This window comes from Roseovarius sp. EC-HK134, assembly GCF_902498815.1.
Lineage (GTDB): Bacteria > Pseudomonadota > Alphaproteobacteria > Rhodobacterales > Rhodobacteraceae > Roseovarius > Roseovarius mucosus_A.
The window spans coordinates 1,516,246-1,532,788 of record NZ_LR701544.1 but is presented as its reverse complement, the minus strand read 5'-3'; the positions used below and the strand labels follow the sequence as shown (position 1 = coordinate 1,532,788).

General features: G+C 55.8%; 14 protein-coding genes and 1 pseudogene. 7 read left to right on the top strand and 8 right to left on the bottom strand.

The features are described from left to right. Window positions 1-48 precede the first annotated feature (48 nt). The gene (locus tag GC127_RS11320; RefSeq protein ID WP_254700082.1) at window positions 49-321 is read left to right on the top strand and encodes a helix-turn-helix domain-containing protein; all 273 of its coding nucleotides are present in this window, start codon (window positions 49-51) and stop codon (window positions 319-321) included. A 286-nt stretch (window positions 322-607) separates the two neighbouring features. Here the strand turns inward: GC127_RS11320 and GC127_RS23115 are convergent. Continuing rightward, window positions 608-774: pseudogene (locus GC127_RS23115) on the bottom strand (IS5/IS1182 family transposase); the annotation flags it as partial. A 587-nt stretch (window positions 775-1,361) separates the two neighbouring features. On the opposite strand from GC127_RS23115, the gene GC127_RS11310 reads away from it, so the two are divergent. Both GC127_RS11310 and GC127_RS11305 read left to right on the top strand, forming a co-directional pair. Beyond that, window positions 1,362-1,901 carry a hypothetical protein gene (locus tag GC127_RS11310; RefSeq protein ID WP_151978137.1) on the top strand — a complete coding sequence of 180 codons (540 nt, stop codon included), beginning with the start codon at window positions 1,362-1,364 and terminating at the stop codon, window positions 1,899-1,901. 310 nt (window positions 1,902-2,211) lie between these two features. Beyond that, window positions 2,212-2,811 carry a hypothetical protein gene (locus GC127_RS11305; RefSeq protein WP_151978135.1) on the top strand — a complete coding sequence of 200 codons (600 nt, stop codon included), beginning with the start codon at window positions 2,212-2,214 and terminating at the stop codon, window positions 2,809-2,811. 676 nt (window positions 2,812-3,487) lie between these two features. Here the strand turns inward: GC127_RS11305 and GC127_RS11300 are convergent. Beyond that, window positions 3,488-4,846, bottom strand: a complete 1,359-nt coding sequence (locus tag GC127_RS11300) for a GntP family permease (protein WP_151978133.1) — start codon at window positions 4,844-4,846, stop codon at window positions 3,488-3,490. On the opposite strand from GC127_RS11300, the gene GC127_RS22825 reads away from it, so the two are divergent. After that, window positions 4,845-5,000, top strand: coding sequence for a hypothetical protein (locus GC127_RS22825; RefSeq protein ID WP_199861235.1), 156 nt, complete (start codon window positions 4,845-4,847; stop codon window positions 4,998-5,000). The genes GC127_RS11300 and GC127_RS22825 overlap by 2 nt on opposite strands. Before the next feature lie 61 nt (window positions 5,001-5,061). On the opposite strand, the gene GC127_RS11295 is transcribed toward GC127_RS22825, so the two are convergent. The 3 genes from GC127_RS11295 to GC127_RS11285 form a co-directional block, all read right to left on the bottom strand. Continuing rightward, window positions 5,062-5,535 carry a hypothetical protein gene (locus GC127_RS11295; protein WP_151978131.1) on the bottom strand — a complete coding sequence of 158 codons (474 nt, stop codon included), beginning with the start codon at window positions 5,533-5,535 and terminating at the stop codon, window positions 5,062-5,064. After that, entirely contained in the window at window positions 5,525-5,809 is a 285-nt protein-coding gene (locus GC127_RS11290; protein ID WP_151978129.1) for a hypothetical protein, read from the bottom strand. Before GC127_RS11290 ends, GC127_RS11295 begins: the two co-directional genes overlap by 11 nt. A gap of 281 nt (window positions 5,810-6,090) precedes the next feature. Next, the gene (locus GC127_RS11285; RefSeq protein ID WP_151978127.1) at window positions 6,091-6,849 is read right to left on the bottom strand and encodes a hypothetical protein; all 759 of its coding nucleotides are present in this window, start codon (window positions 6,847-6,849) and stop codon (window positions 6,091-6,093) included. A 283-nt stretch (window positions 6,850-7,132) separates the two neighbouring features. Between GC127_RS11285 and GC127_RS11280 the strand changes: the two genes are divergently transcribed. The 3 genes from GC127_RS11280 to GC127_RS11270 all read left to right on the top strand — a co-directional run bounded on the left by GC127_RS11280 (window position 7,133) and on the right by GC127_RS11270 (window position 8,218). Then, window positions 7,133-7,339, top strand: coding sequence for a cold-shock protein (locus tag GC127_RS11280; RefSeq protein WP_151978125.1), 207 nt, complete (start codon window positions 7,133-7,135; stop codon window positions 7,337-7,339). 219 nt (window positions 7,340-7,558) lie between these two features. Then, complete coding sequence (locus GC127_RS11275) at window positions 7,559-7,783, top strand: hypothetical protein (protein WP_151978123.1); 225 nt, start codon at window positions 7,559-7,561, stop codon at window positions 7,781-7,783. A gap of 39 nt (window positions 7,784-7,822) precedes the next feature. Continuing rightward, a complete protein-coding gene (locus tag GC127_RS11270; RefSeq protein WP_151978121.1) occupies window positions 7,823-8,218 on the top strand; it encodes a DUF6481 family protein in 396 nt (131 codons plus the stop codon). A gap of 548 nt (window positions 8,219-8,766) precedes the next feature. Here GC127_RS11270 and GC127_RS11265 read toward each other — a convergent pair. The 3 genes from GC127_RS11265 to GC127_RS11255 all read right to left on the bottom strand — a co-directional run bounded on the left by GC127_RS11265 (window position 8,767) and on the right by GC127_RS11255 (window position 16,500). Then, complete coding sequence (locus GC127_RS11265) at window positions 8,767-11,856, bottom strand: calcium-binding protein (RefSeq protein WP_151978119.1); 3,090 nt, start codon at window positions 11,854-11,856, stop codon at window positions 8,767-8,769. A gap of 228 nt (window positions 11,857-12,084) precedes the next feature. Next, window positions 12,085-13,233 (bottom strand): helix-turn-helix transcriptional regulator, encoded by a 1,149-nt coding sequence (locus GC127_RS11260; RefSeq protein ID WP_151978117.1) that lies wholly within the window; start codon window positions 13,231-13,233, stop codon window positions 12,085-12,087. 759 nt (window positions 13,234-13,992) lie between these two features. Beyond that, entirely contained in the window at window positions 13,993-16,500 is a 2,508-nt protein-coding gene (locus GC127_RS11255) for a calcium-binding protein (RefSeq protein ID WP_199861234.1), read from the bottom strand. Between the last annotated feature and the right edge of the window lie 43 nt (window positions 16,501-16,543).

Genomic DNA, 16,543 nt, shown 5'->3' with positions numbered 1-16,543 from the left:
AACAACTGTTCGTGGCGCGTTGTCAAGCCATGCGGAATGCCTATCCGCATGGACCGCCAGAACGACTCTCTGATCGCCGCCTTTGCGGTCACGCTCTCCGAAGAACGCCAGAAGGCTGGCCTCACGCAGGAGGAGCTGGCCGAACGCGCAGATGTGTCAGCGCGCTTCATCTCGTTTCTGGAAACTGGTCGCCGCCAACCGTCGCTGTCAACACTTCACGCGCTCAGCAAAGGTCTGCGTATGCAAATGCAGGACTTGGTTGCCAAACTTGAGCGCCATCATGATAAAGACAGTGCCGGACCGAAAGCTGCGTCGGAATGATGGTATTGCTTCATGCCTAAGTGGAAGTGCTGGAAGTCAATGTTCGCATGCATGCTTTGGTATGGGAGCTTTGGACGTGGGGCAGCGGCGGCACCAGTATGCATCCCCCTCGCGTTCGATAGGATTTTCTAGGACTTCGCGATCGATCCCATGCATTTGGGCAATGTTGGATACCGGAAAGTCGAGCCATTCCTCGGCGGGGAAGATTTGGACCTATCTTGGCAATTCAAATGGTGCCCCGTTCTTGCACATGCCAGAGACCACGCACATCACCGGCACTTTACGCGATGACCAACATCCGGATGATCAGCTCTGGACCAATGAGGGACGCCCCGTGTGGCTGTAGAAGGGGCGAAGAACCTCTCGCATCCCACCCGCGTCGAGGAACCGGTCAATCTTGCTAAGCAAATGACCGGAAGGAACATGACGCTCCAGATCGAAGTCATAGAACAATTATGCCTGTGCCGTTTGGGTGCCCATATGACGAAATCCTCCAATCCCCTCATAATCGATTGAATCAAAGGACTTGCCACGCTGCAACGAAGACTTTTTCAACAGCATCGGCGGACACCGGACCTTCTCCCCGGATGTAAACACGCTAACGACAAAAGTGAAAATCGGACCTTCAAATCAGTCCGTCCTGGATCCATGTTGAGCCGCCGAACTCTCGCTCCTAGGCACAGGAGCGATTTCACAAGTAGCACAGCGCGCGGGGCCGCCCCTCCCGAAAAGGAGTTCGCAATCCACTATCCATTCCTTGGCTGACAATTGACCTTTTTCTTTCGATTCGAGCCGCGTATGTTCAGCGGGGAAGTCCTTTTCATCCTTTCAGAAGTGGAAAATTCCAACTCGCAATGGCGCGGCTCCGGGGGGGAAGGTCAGGTGAACGTGAAGAGGGTCGATCGAATTTGGCGGCATGAGTGGTCCGGCGCTTTTTTTCATGTGTCTTGCTCGTTGTCTTTCTTGTCGGGCGGAAGAAAGAAAAAGTGCCCGCAGAGCCTCACACGCAAAGTGCAGCTCCCAAAATAGGAAGGTCTTCTATGAAATCGTTCTTCGAGGCCATCGCGCGCGGTGCTCAGAAAATGGAGCAGGCCAGCGCAAAAATGGCGAAGTCAGCCTCTGATCTCGAGCGCAGAACATACGCCATGAAAGTTAGAACCAAAGCGCGGCTCAACGAAGAGTGGTTCAGAATGTGCAGGATCTCATTACGCGCAGCCTTGGATTACGTCGAACACACAGTCCAGCTGAACGAAGAGCTGAACGCAGACCCTAAACTCAAGAAGAGCTTTCTCGAGCTGGCTCCAGACTACGGCAAGCAAATGCCCTTGGAACCAGAACCCGCTTGGGTTCATGCAGGCCGACCCTGCGCACCTACGACCGCCATGGAAAATCTAGGTGATCCCCTGGAAATGCAGCTTCGACAGGAAGGATTTGACGAAGCGGTGGTCCAGCACGAAGAATTCATTAGCAGCATCAGGAGGGATCTCGCTCGCAAACCCGCTCTGCGAGAACCCTTCAAGAAAGAACTGGCTCGCAGAGGATTGGGCAGAGTTCTGCGCGAAGAATTTCCAGATTTTTAGAGCTTGTTTCACGGATTTATCAGCGCCCCGCAAAAATATAAAATGTTCTGACGACGCGGCTGATTTTTTGCCTGCGACCTACAAAGTGATGATCCCAAAAGTAGTTTTTCGAGCAATATCGACCTCATCCTGTCTCTGACCCGGGCATCATGCGACATTTCGGGCTGCTTGCAGCTGGGCCGATCTTCTGGCGCTTCTGGAGGGGCGTCTGAACCCCGATCGCACCCTGGCCGTCGCCGATTTTCTTAAGGAAAGACCGGAGCGGACGGCAGACCTGCTGGCCGATGCAGGCAACACGGCCGCACTGCGTATGGCGCTTTCATCTGCGGACGATCCGGCCCCGCCACGACTCGTGGCCGAGGCGCAGCGTTTGCAGCGCCGTTTGCGCGGGCAGCGCGTGTTGCGTCGCGCAGTTCCCTTCGCGGCAGCCATTGTTTTGTTTGCAGCAGGTTGGGCAGGTCATGCGACGTGGCAAATGACCGTGCCCGCAAGCGCCCCGCCGCTGGTGGAGGCGGCGCTCGACGCGCAGTCGGCACTGGAGCTTCGGCACTGGATGGTGTCGCAGCCGGAAAGCGCGGAGCTGAACGCGCAGGAAATCGTCGCAGCACTCGGGGTAGACATGCCGTCCTTGCCCGAGGATTGGACACTGCGCGATGTGCAAATCGTTGCAACACCTGATCGCCCCGCCATTGCCATTGTCGTAGACGCCCCCGATCTCGGACGGCTCTTGCTGATGGTCGTCGCTCGCAGCCCCGAAGACACCGAGGAACCACCGAGCGCCTTTGAGTATCAGGGACGCACCATCGCCCTCTTCGAGCGCGGGCGGTCCTCCTTCGTCCTTGTCGATGAGTCCGGTCATCCCGATCAATTGGCGCTTGGCGCCGAGAGACTGTTGTCGGCAAGCAACTGACATGACACAGGTCCCCCATGATGAAGTGCCGATAGCGAATGAGACACCGTCAGTAGCATCGTCGTGTTGAACATGCGAAACGAAAAGAAGGATCATATTCCGCCATCTACACGGCCGGACGATATCAAATCGAAATCCGAGCGCCGGACAACTTCCAAGCTGTTGCGCCTCGGGAAACCGACCCCACGTTTGCCAATCCGCGGCAGACGCGGCAACTCGAACGTATCGATCTGGGTTCTCACGATCTGCATTGCGATCGCCTTGATCCTGCGCGCCACCACGGACGCTGAGTCACGTGAGATGTGTCGTGACTGCACGCTCAGTCCCGCGATGCAGTCGTCCGACGGCTAGATGACTTTGCGATTGCGGCGGTTGGACGGGCTGCACTTTCGCATCGAACTTGCATGGTCAATGTCCGGTAAGGTCGGAAGACGCCTCAGTCTTTCGGGGTTCGATAGATTCGGCGATAACCGAAACCGTCATTCAGGAACAAAGCCGAGCGCTTGGTGCCGATGCGATGTTGTCGTGATGGAAAAGTAGCCAGAACCGGCCTGATTGGGGTGTTCATCGTCAATACCGCGGAAAACATCATCAATACGCTTGAGTGTCCGGTTGTTGCGTTGAACCCTGATGATTTCACAAGCCCTGTCGACCAACAGTCTCGAACGGCAGAATCCTAAAAACTCCCGAATGCCATACCAAGCGCGATAATCAAGGCGCAAGCGATGGTCGGCACAACAACGGCGACCATAAAGATATCGCCATAAGCCTGCCTATGCGTCATCCCACAAATACCCAGAAGCGTGACGACAGCGCCATTGTGCGGCAGCGTATCCAGCCCCCCGGTGGCCACGGCAATGACACGATGCAACAAGGCGGGATCAACTCCCTGGAGAGCTGCCTGTGCAACAATTGATGGCCCAAGCACGTCCAGCGCAATTGACATGCCCCCCGATGCAGACCCTGTGATCCCTGCAAGGGCCGCCGATGATAGCGCCGCTGAGATGACCACATTGCCACCTGCCAATCCGTCAAGGCTTTGCCGGAAGACGTCAAACCCCGGCAGGGTGGCTATGACGGCGCCGAACCCTACAAGACTTGCTGTGTTGAACAGGGGAAGCAGGGCAGACTCCGCACCGTCGTTCAGGGACTGCATAACCCGCGGCGGGCGGCTGAGGATCAAAGCCAAGATCACTGCGACAGCAAGCGCCGTAATGACTGACCAAAGCCCCCGCAAACGGGATAAATCGGTCGCGCCATAGGTGGGTGCCGCCAGATATCCGGTATCCAGCTGGGGTAACACGACGCTGCCCATCATCAGCGTAACGACCCCGACTGACAGGAGCGGCGCGGCGGCTCTCCAGAGCGGCAACTCTCCAGTGGTTGTCGGGGCATTGGTTGCGGCAGCCACGTGGTGACCTGCAAGTTTGCGCACCCGCCATTGCAGCCAGACCAAACCGAACCCCAACATAACAGCACCGGCAATCAGCCCCAATCCGGAGGCCGCAAAGGCTGTGGTCCCAAAGGTCGCCATGGGAATCGCGTTCTGGATGGACGGCGTGCCGGGCAAGGCTGTCATGGTGAACGTAAAGGCCCCCAAGGCGATGGTGGCGGGGATCAATCGTTGCGGAAGACCAGTTTGCACGAAAAGCGCGTGGGCCAGCGGCCAAGCCGCGAAGGCCACTACGAAGAGCGATACACCGCCATAGGTCAGCAGGGCGCAGGCCAGAACAACCGCGAGGATCGCGTTGTTCGCACCCAGGGCCGATGCAATCGCAATGGCCAAACGCGCTGCGGCACCTGATGTTTCCATCACCTTGCCAAAAAGCGCACCCAGCAAGAACAACGGAAAGAAAGCGATCACAAATGCACCCGCTGCTTGCATGAAGACCTGCGTATAGCCCGCAAGAACGGGTGCGCCTGATGCAAATGCAGCAAGCGTCGCGAGCACTGGTGCAAGGACCAGCACAGATATACCGCGCCATGCCCCTGCGATCAGTAGAGTCAGAGCCAAAAAGATCAGGATAACATGCATGCCCACGCCTCTTGCTGCGGTGCAGCGTAAGCCAAAAACAGGACGTCGTGAAGGAATTTCAAGTTTGGTTTGTTCGCTGACTGACGATTCAGTCCACGAAATGCTGCGCGATTTACAAGTGGCTGCTTCGACGGGCCGCGCTGCAGCATCATGAGCCAGTGCTGAGAGTCCGCATAGGGCCGAAATAGCCCGGCAGTTGGACGCGCGATTGAACCTCAGGTTCTGCCAGCCCAACCTTCTGGACGGAGAACTTCACGGCGAACAAGCGCGCGGATTGACATGGCTGTCGCAAAAAGAAGGATGATCACAATCCAGTAGTTTGGCCGGCTTACTTCCGTGCTGCAGCCAATGACTTTCCACCATGCACATTCCTCCATGACCTCTACGCTGACCGAGCTCATATAAAATGGTAGTGTTACTAAGAGGAAAATACATAGTGGCGGCACGAAAGCTAGACCCTCGGTCGAGAGTGCGCGTATTCCGTGGGATCGGATTGCCAGAGAATACTGCATAAGTGCTAATGTGGAGATAGGCGAGGCAAAGATAAGAAGATCTCGCAGGCCGCCCTCACCGGTCACTTTAATAAGTTCTTTGGAATCCAATGCGACCCGCGCCGCGATCCCTGCCACGGCCGCGACAATTGTTACAACAATAATGCGGGAAATAAAGCGGACCTGCCTATTCGTCATCGTGACATTTCTTGCCCAACTGAGCGCGTTGCGTCTTTGCACGTTCTTGGATGTATATCGGCAGAGCGATGCGCGAGATGAGAAGGATGACGATCAGGCCGACCACCCACCAAAGGGCGGAGATCGTGGCCACGACCTCCTCGAAGAAGGTCTCCAACACAAAGCTGCCACCAAAGGTGACTACAGCCGCAATGCCGAGCACCTGCCAGATCTGTGGGCTCGTCACCACACGAACGGCTACTTGACTTAAGACTGCGAATAGGGGGACAGGCATGAAACACACATTCAATGGGTTATTATTTCTCTACTAACCGCGTCAGAAGTCTCACGCAACTTGTTCTCTAACGGTATCGCCCAGTCAAAAAGTAGCCTGTGGCCGACGTATCGGTCCACATCCACCAGAATTTTACCGCTGCACGGATGATTCTTGCTTCCCATGGCCAACGTCCGGTCTGGGGAAGGAAGCCGCATTGCCGCGTCGCTGCTCGCTCGAACGGCCGATATGGGCCTGTTGCAACCAAGCAGCGTCAGGTCTCGGCAGCGTTGAAAGCCGTCTTAGTGAACGGACTTCGGTTGTAGGATTTCGTCCGTGTCCAGTTTGAGCGCGCTGCGCCAAAGCGGGGTCTTGAACACATGACAGACGTTCCCGCCAGTGCCTTCTTCTCGGGTCTCACTTAACAATCCCGCCCATTCGAGCGGGCGCAGCACGCAAGATGAGAACGCGGCCATCTCTCGCCATCCTGCGGTGTGCCAATCTTGCGGCTCACCGTAGAAGGTTTCGAACAAGGCCGCCTCGGTCGTGCCATGATCGGCCTCTACGTTGATCACGTTCATCCAGACGTCCCATTTTCCGAAGGGGCGGTCATCGAAGCGCGCGTAAGACGCGTGATCGATCTGGAGGACAAAATATGGGATCAGCTCGGCAAAGAGGCGGCCAGGGGCTTGCGCCAGCTCTGCACCACGTTTGGTCAACCGAAACTCACCCTTGTAGTGGCGCCCCAAGCGCAGGGAAATCAGCAGGAAATGCAGAACCTCAAGCGGGGGAAACTCATACTCGTTGATCACCTTTTTGTAGCGGAACATCTCTTCTGCGCCATGCTCCGGCCAGTCGAAATGTTCGACGGCCCAATGGACGAAGACGCGCTTGAAGGCCTTGGCTTTGGTCAGACCGATTGATCCGTGCTCCTGTGCATATTGCAGGGTCAGAAGAGCGCCCCGAAGCAGCGGAGAATGCGCAAGGTCGGGATGGTCATCGGCGAGGGTGCGGAATTCGATCATGGCAGGATGTTTCCACAGAGTGCGTTGCAGTTCCATGATGTCCGGACACGCCTCACCACGGCTTCATATTGCGGATCCTCAGCACGCCCGATGTATCATAGCAGTGAGCAAAATCTGTCTGACAGGCATGTTTTGGAGCCTCAGTCTGGTCAACACAGTTGAATGAAGACTTGCGTTGGCCGATTTTCTGATCTAACCCACGCGAGCTAGGCTTCAAATTTTGATCTTCTGTCTCCTTACGGCTTCAGTTGCGACTCTGACGACACTGAGCCAAGCCACTGCGATGATGCGGGTGGCACATACACAAGGAGATATCACGATGGCCAATGGCACCGTGAAATGGTTTAACGCAACAAAAGGCTTTGGGTTTATCGCGCCGGCGCAGGGTTCAAAGGACGTATTCGTCCACATCACAGCGCTCGAGCGCGCTGGCCTCCGCAGTCTGGACGATGGCCAAGCGGTTTCGTTTGATCTGGAAAGCGACCGTAACGGTCGTGAATCTGCGACGAACCTCGTTCTTGCCTGAACTCGGACTTGTCTAAAGATGAGAATATCAAGCGAGGGTAGCATCAGTTACCCCCGCTTTTTATTGTTTGCGCCTCCGCAAGCCACGTAATCAGAACACTTCAAAATTGGATTCGGCTATGGGGCAGGCACACGCAAGATCAGATACCTTGCCCTTGGCGTTCACCGGATCGCGTCCCTCATGCTGACCACCGCACCAAGCGATAGAAACTAACCTCTTATGTCACCGACCAATATCCGTTCACGCCAGCGGGCCAAGGTTGCCTTTGCCAAGGTGCAATCGCAATTTCTGACACGCGCGAGCGCGAGCAAAGAGCATGATGACATCGCTCGTGCCCGCATAGAAAAAACATTGCGATTGAAAACTGCCCGCGAAGAGCGGGACGGTGGCACAGGCGCAGCAAAAAGCGTCGCTACCGCCACAGAGCTCACCGCACGCGCCTGACTTCAGGCCCATCGATCTCCAAATAACAGGACACAGACCTTGAGAACTGAAAAAAGCAATGACCTCTCTGATCGTCGCAGCTCTGCCTTGGATGCAAAAGCTGAACTTCTGCGCGCATATCGCGCCAAAATGGATGCGGATCAACCGACCCGTATCGCGCGGGAGCAAGAGCGCATGACGATTGCCATGGCGCGCGATGCGCGGCGCAGCGAACGCGACAGACTAAAGGCTGAGGCGCAGGCACTGCTTCAGGCGGAAGAACGGCGCGAAGCCGAAGCAGCGGCCTACCTAGATGCGGCAAATGTCGCTTCGCGCGCTAAAGTCGAAGCTGAGCAGAAATCAGACACCATGATTGCGCGCGTCATCAAGGATGAGGCAAGCCGCAAAGCTGACCGCGACAAGCGCTATGCCGATCGCAAGGCCCGGCAGCGATGAACTTCACTCGCGACGCATGAAGCTGCCAAAGGCCTCTTGGTTTTTTGGGACGCGATCTGAACGGCGCACAGGATGAATTCATCTTTGTGGTAGCCGGATTTTGGGTGCTACTTGTGGGCAATGTCAGCACCAGAATACATCCCGCCGTGTTAAGCAAAAAACCTGGGTCTTAGCGCCTGCCCCCATGCATTTCAGCTGATGTCTATATCGGGAAGTCGAGCCATTCCTCGGCAGGGAGTATTTGGACCTATTTTGGCAATTCAAAAGGTTCCCTTATCCTGGCACATGCCAGAGATCGCGCACTTCACCGGCACTTTTTTCTATCGCAATCGATTTGAGATTTCGGTTGGACCGGTAGGACCGTTGGACCGCATTGATTTCAAAATACTATTTCGATCTAAGTGACCCTAATGGTCCAAGCAGGCCAACATTACCAGCAGATGAGAGAAGCGAATTACCTCTCTCGGTTTGCCCAACGGAAAGCAATCGAGCGGAGAGCTTCTCAGCTCGATATGCCCGTCAGTTGAGAATGGTGGATCCCTTCTTCATCAAAGGAACGTGAAATCGTCCACTGTGAGTTGCGCCGCCGTGATGCCTTCGACGAGGATGGTGTTGCCATTCACCGTCATTTGCGCGCCGCCCTCGACATCGACGATGTTCATCGCCGCGACGAAGCCCGCCAGACCATTGCCGCCGTTGTTGATATTCTCAACGCCGGTATCGGGATCGAAACGGCGGATGAAGAAACTGTCCAACCCATCTTCGAAATCGGTGATGATATCAGCCTCGCCGTCGAAGAAGGACGAGAAGACGAATTGATCGGCCCCGGTTCCGCCGGTGATCGTGTCATTTCCAGCGCCCGCATTGATCGTGTCATTGCCAGCGCCGCCGTCGATCACATCGTTGCGGCCGCCACCAGCGAGGAAGTCGTTGCCGTCACCGCCGTCGATGCTGTCATCGCCTTCGCCGCCGCCAACGCTGTCATTCCCGGCACCGGCATCAATCGTATCGCGCCCGGTGCCGCCGCCGATATCATCCGCGCCGCCGTTGCCAAAGATCAGATCGTTGCCAAAGCTGCCCGACATGCTGTCGTTGCCTTCGCCGCCTTCGAGCGTGTCATCGCCAGCGCCGCCTGCGACCACATCATTGCCGTTGCCACCGGACACGAAATCATTGCCAAAGCCTGCGCCCAGCACATCGTTGCCGCCGTTGCCGAAGATGGTGTCATCGCCAAGGCCGCCACCGATGCTGTCATCCCCCGGCCCGCCAAAGAGCGTGTCATTGCCATCCGAGCCGGAAATGTTGTTGTTGCCGCCCCCGCCCGAGTCGATGTTGTCATTCCCGTCGCCACCCGCGAGCGTGTCATCATTGACCGTGCCAATCAGCGAGTCGTCACCATCGGTGCCCACGATCACCTCGCCGGTGATCCCCGCCCCGTTGATCAGATCAGCCGCGCTTATGAGGGTATCGTCGAATTGGAAGAATTCGACCGAGGTGAAGAAATCCGTGCCTTCGGCGGAGATGATCTGGATGCCGCCGTTGATCACGGAGACCTGCGTATCGGCGCGGGCCACGGCGAGCACGGCGGTATCGTTGCCATCCTCGCCGTCGATCGTGTCATTCCCGAGGCCACCCTCAAGCCGGTCATCGCCTGCCCGGCCCTGCAGCAGGTTGGAGGTATCGTCCCCGATGAGGGTATCGTCACCAAATGAGCCACGTAGATTCTCAAACCCCGATATGACATCGCTGAAGGTGCCACCGGCGGATAGCGTGCCCGTCGCAGTGTTGGTCGAGAGGTTGACCGTGACTGAAGCAACCGGCCCCACGTCATAGCGCAATCGGTCAATGCCGTCGCCGCCCTCAACCGTGTTGTTGCCGCCGCCCCAGTAACGGAAAGATTCATTCGCGTCGGAGCCGATCATGCGATCGTTACCGGCAGAGCCAGAGATTTCCCAAACAGTGTTGGTGCCACTGATGACCTCAGCATTGCCAAACCCGTCATTTGTGATCTGCCGCGTGGCAAGATTAACATCAATGCCATTGCCAGTGCGGAAATCCAGCCGCACAAAGCCCGAACCGTTGATGGTAAAACTGTCGACTCCGTCTCCGCTCCGCAAAGCCATCCACTGGCTGGCGTCGGGTGCTACGACAAAGCTATCATTCCCGGTGGTGCCGATGATCTGAAGGCCGCCATTGGTATTGCCCGCGAGAAGTGGCAAGTCGACATTGAGCAGCGTGTCGGTGCCATTGGCCCCTTTGTTCACCGTGCCGGTATTTGCCGACCCGTCGATCGTGACCGAGATTGGTGCATTCAGCCCGGCGTAACCCAACGTGACAAAGCCGTTCTCCGCGTCATTGCCCGCAAAGTCGATGGTGTCGTTGCCGGTGCTTGCCGCAACGAAATCGCCGTTGGGCGTAGAATTGCCGGTGAGGATAAGGTCATTGCCTGCACCGCCATCAAGCACGTCATCGCCATCGAGGCCGTTCAGCGTGTCATCGCCAATGCCGCCAAGAAGGGTGTCGTTGCCATTGGTGCCCACGGTCTCTTCGCCTGGGATTTCAGCACCGTCGAGCAGATCAGCCGCGCTGATGAGGGTGTCGTCGAATTGGAAGAACTCGACCGAGGTAAAGAAATCCGTGCCCTCGGCGGAGATGATCTGGATGCCGCCAGTGAAGGCAGACGCCGTCGCATCGGCGCGGTTCACCGCGAGAACGGCGGTATCGCTGCCATCCTCGCCGTCGATGGTGTCATTTCCGAGACCGCCCACAAGCCGGTCATCGCCGGACCGACCCTGAAGCCGGTTGGCCGTGGCGTCCCCGGTGATGGTATCGTTGCCGAATGACCCGCGCACATTCTCGAATCCCGAGATTTGATCGCTGAACGTGCCACCGCCCAAGAGCGTGCCCGTCGCGGTGTTGGTCGAAAGATCGACCGTGGCCGAGGTCACCTGTCCAAAGTCATAGCGCAGCCGGTCAATGCCGCCGCCCCCCTCGACCGTGTTGTTGCCGCCGCCCCCGTAGCGGAAGGATTCATTCGCGTCGGAGCCGATCATGCGGTCGTTACCGGCAGAGCCAGAGATTTCCCAAACAGTGTTGGTGCCACTGATGACCTCAGCATTGCCGAACCCGTCATTGGTGATCTGCCGCGTGGCAAGATTGATATCAATGCCATTGCCATTGCGGAAATCCAGCCGCACAAAGCCCGAGCCATTGATGGTGAAGCTGTCCACGCCCGCACCGGGGCGCAAAGCCATCCATTGGTCGGCGTCGGGTGCTACGACAAAGCCGTCGTTGCCGCCGGTCCCTACGATCTGAAGGCCGCCATTGATGTTCCCGGCCATAAGCGGGAGGTCGACATTGAGCAGCGTGTCGGTTCCATTGGCCCCTTTGTTCACCGTGCCGGTATTTGCCGACCCGTCGATCGTGACCGAGATTGGTGCATTCAGCCCGGTATAGCCCAGCGTAACAAACCCGTTTTCCCCGTCATTGCCCGCAAAGTCGATGGTATCGTTGCCCGTGCTCGCCCCAACGAAATCGCCGTTCGGCGTAGAATTGCCGGTAAGGATCAGGTCATCTGCGGCCGTGCCGACAAGCGTATCGTCTCCGTCCGTTCCAAGGATTAGGTTTTCGGGTTCCATTCGTTTCCTCCAAGTTCTTCGGGATTCCGGCACGTCCAGATGAAATGCGTTTCTTTCGATTGACCTGACTCAAGAAAAAAGTGCAGGCCTATTATGAGCTGCAGACCTACGAGAACACGCTCGCTGAAGGGTTTCATGATCCGAAAGGACTATACAAACATTGAAACCGCGGGAGACATGCATTTTTTGCATCTGCGAGCGGTTCGTGCGGTTGGCCCCAGCGCTCCTTCAGATCACCGGCGGCAGGGTCTTCACCACTAGGCGAACAAGCTCGCCACGGCGGCGAGTGCCGGTTTTCTGATAGACTGAGGCAATCTGATTTTTTGCTGTGGTATAATGGGTGCCGCGCATTTCTGCGATCTGACCAGTCTGAAAGCCGCGAACCAAAAGATCGCAGACCTCCGTTTCAGACTTCGTCAGTTGGTAAAATACGCCGAACAAAGAAATATTGAAGTCGAATGGGCTTTCGGGATCCACTACGATCACCAAAGCTCCGAAAAATCCATCGCCCAGCTCGTCATTCGCATCCCTGAGAGGTGTCACTTCCAGAAGGAAAGGATGCGCCAGAGACGGGCGTGGGATACGAAGCACATACTGCGCCCTTTCGGCCTGTCCGCCTGCAGTGCGCGCAACTTCATTTATACATTTTTGAAGTCGGGCTGACAGGGTAGCATCCCGCACAACCAAGCGGTTAGAAGGAGTTTGGATAAGTCCGTCCTGCAACGATAGGATGCGTTGCGCTTCCCGATTTGCGAGGATCACCTCGCCGTTTTCAAGCGTCAGAAAGAGTCCAATACTTACTTTGTCTAGAACAGTCAAAACCGCTTTGTAGTGGACTTGTAGTCGAGCAAAAGTTCGTCCTATCTCCACGGCCTTCGCTAAATGCGGCAGAAACGGGGACAACTTTTCTATGGAGGAGTCGGGAACGCGCTCGACATGCGATGGGAAACCGATGGTCATGCCATCGAACCAGCCTTGATTATCGTTGAGTCTAAAGGCAAGGCGCCGCAATATGCCGGCCTCTTCCCTTAAGAAAACGTAGTCTTCGCGCTCATCGAGATCTGCCTTGCTTACTCCCATCTCTTCATCGCGCAGAATAGCACCGACTTGAGTGAGTCCGATGAATTTCCACTGCTCAGCTTCGTATTTTGCGAGTGTTTCAAGATACAAGTCGGCACTACCTGAAGTCATCAAGTCCATATAAACGCTGCTAAGGGCGTTTATGGAATAAGTAGTTATACTAGGATCATGCACTAAAAGCGCGCCCGCTCTAGCATCAAGGTGATCTGCTAGGTTATCAATAGCGCCCGGCCAGCAGGACTGCTGAAGCGCAGCATCGTAAATATGTTCAAGTATGTGCGGATGAGTCTGGCTCACACAATCTCCTCATAATTCTCGAATGCACGCGGATATAACACAAACATCGAAAAATGTATGCGATTGGGCAACTTTCGGCAAGCCGGAAGGAGCCTTGACCACGTTATGTTGAATTATGTTGGTCTCGGATATTCGATTATCCAAGCCATATCATCGCCGTGGTCATTAAACTCATCTCGGTTGATCTTCTCGTCTTGCTATCAAAGCTGGTAGAAATTCTACGAAGCCACATCGATTGAGCTGAACTATTCAGCCTCACGTTCTAGGCCGCTACATCAGCCTCATGGAGTTCGAGGCCCGCGCTATGCTAGTTTATAACCCGCCGTCCACGAAACCGGTAGCAGCTCATCCCCCTCGTGTTCGATAGAAATTTCTAGGACTTCGCGATCGCTCCCATGCATTCCTGCTGGTGTCCATACCCGGATGTCGAGCCATTCCTCGGTGGTGCGAGATTGGACCTCTCTTGGCAATTCAAATGGTGCCCTCATCCTAGCAGATGACAGAGATCGCGCATCACGGCCACCTTTATCTCCAGGCATCGATCTGGGATTTCGGTTGGACCGGTTGGACCGGTTGGACCGCATTGATTTCAAAACACTATTTCGGTCCAAGTGGTCAACATGGTCCAACCGGTCCAACGTTACAAGAAGACGAGAGAGGCGACTTACCTCTCTCGGTTCGACCCACCGGAAACCATCCGAACTGAGAGCTTTTCAGCTCGATATACCCAGCAGTTGAGAATGGTGGGTCCCTTTGTCATCAAAGGAACTGGAAATCATCCACCGTCAGCTGTGCGGCGATAATACCTTCGACGAGGATTGTATTGCCATTTACGCTCATCTGAGCCCCTGCTGCGGTGTCGGTGATATTCATCGCCGCCACGAACCCGGCGAGGCCGTTGCCACCGTTGTTGATATTCTCCACGCCCGTGTCCGGGTTAACAATGCGGATGAAGAAACTGTCGATCCCATCTTCGAAATCGGTGATCACATCGCTCTCACCATCGAAGAAAGCTGAGAACACGAATTGATCTGCATCCGCTCCCCCGGTCATTACGTCATTGCCAGCTCCACCATTGATCGTGTCATTGCCAGTGCCGCCGTCGATGGTATCGTTGCGGCCACCGCCTGCAAGGAAGTCGTTGCCTGCGCCACCCAAGATTGAGTCGTCACCCTCTCCGCCGCCGACACGGTCATTGCCTGAGCCCGCATCAATCGTATCTCGACCAGTGCCACCACCGATGTCATCGGCACCCGACCCTGCGTCGATCAGATCGTTTCCAAAACTGCCCGACATGCTGTCATTGCCTTCGCCTCCGGACAGAGTGTCATTCTCAGCGCCTCCTGCAACCACGTCATTGCCTGCGCCGCCGGTGATGCTATCCGCGCCAAAACCACCACCGATAACGTCATCCCCATCGCCGCCGTCGATCGTGTCATTTCCCAGACCACCGCCGATACTGTCATTGCCAGCGCCGCCCGATACGAGGTCATCGCCGTCCGAGGCGGCAATCCGGTCATTGCCAGCCCCCCCGTCAAGCACATCGTTACCTGCGCTCCCGGCGATTGTGTCGTCGGTGTCACCGCCAGTAATCGTGTCACCGCCCTCAGGCACCTCTGGTGATGAGTCAGAAAGTGTCGCCGCACGGGCAAAGTCGATTTCTCTTGAGTCGTCAGAAGTTGAAATCCAGCCGGTAGGATTAGAGTAGAAATCAACCAGCCGAATGCTGGATTGACCAAGAGTGCCGATCACAAGGTCATTCCCAAGCCGTTCCAGCAAATTTGTGTTGAAGTCAACGCTCATCCATGGAGCGAATTCCAGGATGCCGCCAGTATCAACAATGAGCTTATCCCCAAAGCTGCGTGTGACATCCGAGCCCTCAAATCCGCTGTTACCAACGGTAAGTGAAAACGTATCGAGACCTGCCCCACCGTAGACAAAGTCAGATCCTAGCAACGGAAAGATATAGTCGTCCCCATCGCCACCATGCAATGTGTCAGCACCGTTGCCACCACCAATGGTATCATTACCCGCATCACCGTAAAGCAAGTTTGCCACGTCAGAGTAAAAGCTTACGTTCTTGAATAGGTCGAACCCTGAGCCTGCACCGATGTCGTCATCACCGGCCCCACCGTGGATCGTATCCGCAGAGTCGAATCCACCTGTCAACACATCATTATCATTTCCGCCAAAGAATAGATTCGCGCCGTCATCGAGACCGCGGATGTCATCCTCGCCATCGCCGCCGTGCGCTTCGAAAAAGGCAGTCGGGCCATCTGCGAGGCTGGACGCTAAGATGGTATCATTGCCGCTGCCCCCATCCACGAAGCCTGCGTTCCTCACGACCGTAGAAATACTGTCGTTGCCCTCGCCACCCTCGACAGATACATCCAGCGGCACGGTCAATGCCGAGGAAAAGAAACCGCTGACACTGTCACCTCTCATATCGATGATGTCATCGCCCCCGCCTGCGTCTATGAACGCGCGCCTCGCGGCAAAGCCTCCACCTAAATCTGAAAAAAAGTCGTCAAAATCTGTCAGAACAACTTCAACATCCTCATTTGAGAAGAGGCTCTGCGTATCGACAAGCTGCGCGGCATAGGCATCGTTCGACTCCGATGGATCCAGCCCGATCCAATCGGCGAAAGTCAGGCTTGTAGATGCATCGGGTGTATATACGAGGCGGACGGCCCCAGCAGACGGGTCGATGCCAAAATTTTCCGCAACGATCCGTATGGACGTGGCCAACGAGGCGGATTGTAATGCCTGTAAGCTCGCAAGGTGATCCGCGTTCGCCTGCGTCACGGCTGAGATGGCAAATTCAGACGCCGCGTTGAAATCCAGGAATGGTCCTGAGGGTAACGGTCCAAAACTCCGCTCAAGTGTCGGCAACCCTTCAAAACGCAAATATCGCTGGTCACTGAAGCTGAAGAGTGTCAGCTGCGCTTGGCCTGTGAAAAAAGCGTCCGTGGTGACAAGCTCGGGGTCATTTGCGTAAAAGAAGGGAATAAACGTATCGGCGAAAGGGGAAAGTGATTGTTGTGAAAATGTGCCAGAACCATCCAAATGAATTCGAAAACTACCAGTTTTGATCTCGCCGAATTCTTCAAAACTATAGCTCACAACGCCCGAGAGAGTTCCAAGAGGGTCCCAGAACTCGGCAGGAAGAAATGTTCCACTTAAGGTGCCAAACAAGTTACTAAGGCTATGGCCCGTGAACTCATCGATCGCGATTTGTGAAGAGGAATAGTCAAATACATGCGCCATAATACCATCCTTTTGTTTGTGAAAATCATTCTTGGTGGGCAAT

Coding starts and splice junctions, on each gene's coding strand:
- GC127_RS11320 (WP_254700082.1), top strand. CDS start 49: ATGGACCGCCAGAACGACTCTCTGATCGCCGCCTTTGCGGTCACGCTC.
- GC127_RS11310 (WP_151978137.1), top strand. CDS start 1,362: ATGAAATCGTTCTTCGAGGCCATCGCGCGCGGTGCTCAGAAAATGGAG.
- GC127_RS11305 (WP_151978135.1), top strand. CDS start 2,212: ATGGCGCTTTCATCTGCGGACGATCCGGCCCCGCCACGACTCGTGGCC.
- GC127_RS22825 (WP_199861235.1), top strand. CDS start 4,845: ATGCCCACGCCTCTTGCTGCGGTGCAGCGTAAGCCAAAAACAGGACGT.
- GC127_RS11300 (WP_151978133.1), bottom strand. CDS start 4,846: ATGCATGTTATCCTGATCTTTTTGGCTCTGACTCTACTGATCGCAGGG.
- GC127_RS11295 (WP_151978131.1), bottom strand. CDS start 5,535: ATGACGAATAGGCAGGTCCGCTTTATTTCCCGCATTATTGTTGTAACA.
- GC127_RS11290 (WP_151978129.1), bottom strand. CDS start 5,809: ATGCCTGTCCCCCTATTCGCAGTCTTAAGTCAAGTAGCCGTTCGTGTG.
- GC127_RS11285 (WP_151978127.1), bottom strand. CDS start 6,849: ATGGAACTGCAACGCACTCTGTGGAAACATCCTGCCATGATCGAATTC.
- GC127_RS11280 (WP_151978125.1), top strand. CDS start 7,133: ATGGCCAATGGCACCGTGAAATGGTTTAACGCAACAAAAGGCTTTGGG.
- GC127_RS11275 (WP_151978123.1), top strand. CDS start 7,559: ATGTCACCGACCAATATCCGTTCACGCCAGCGGGCCAAGGTTGCCTTT.
- GC127_RS11265 (WP_151978119.1), bottom strand. CDS start 11,856: ATGGAACCCGAAAACCTAATCCTTGGAACGGACGGAGACGATACGCTT.
- GC127_RS11255 (WP_199861234.1), bottom strand. CDS start 16,500: ATGGCGCATGTATTTGACTATTCCTCTTCACAAATCGCGATCGATGAG.